At 69.8% G+C, this 344-nt stretch carries 1 protein-coding gene; it reads left to right on the top strand.

Annotation, left to right across the window (positions count from 1 at the left end):
• On the top strand, positions 1 to 344 hold a 344-nt coding region (locus tag TX83_RS23585; protein ID WP_186442689.1), incomplete at both ends, for a hypothetical protein.

Genomic DNA, 344 nt, shown 5'->3' with positions numbered 1-344 from the left:
GCGACCCTGGTCGATACGCCGCCGGCCGGCTTCAGCTTCGTCGACGGCTCGCTGAGCGTGGCCGATCGCGACGGCGCGGGCCGCCTGGTCGGTACCTATCCGATCCAGGTCGACCAGGTCGACATCGCCGCCGGTGAGCGGGCGACGTTCACCTACCTGCTGCGGGTCGGCGCCGGCGTGCGTCCGGGCATCCACACCAACCATGCGCTGATGCGCGACAACGGCAAGGTGGTCTCGAACGTGGCTACCGCCGAAGTCCAGCTGATCGCCGATCCGCTGCTCGACGAGTCGCTGATCCTGGGCACGGTGTTCGACGACCGCGACGGCGACGGCTGGCAGGACAG

The sequence above is a fragment of the Lysobacter antibioticus HS124 genome, assembly GCF_000336385.2.
Taxonomy (GTDB): Bacteria; Pseudomonadota; Gammaproteobacteria; order Xanthomonadales; family Xanthomonadaceae; genus Lysobacter; species Lysobacter firmicutimachus.
This window is presented reverse-complemented; position numbering and strand designations above follow the sequence as displayed.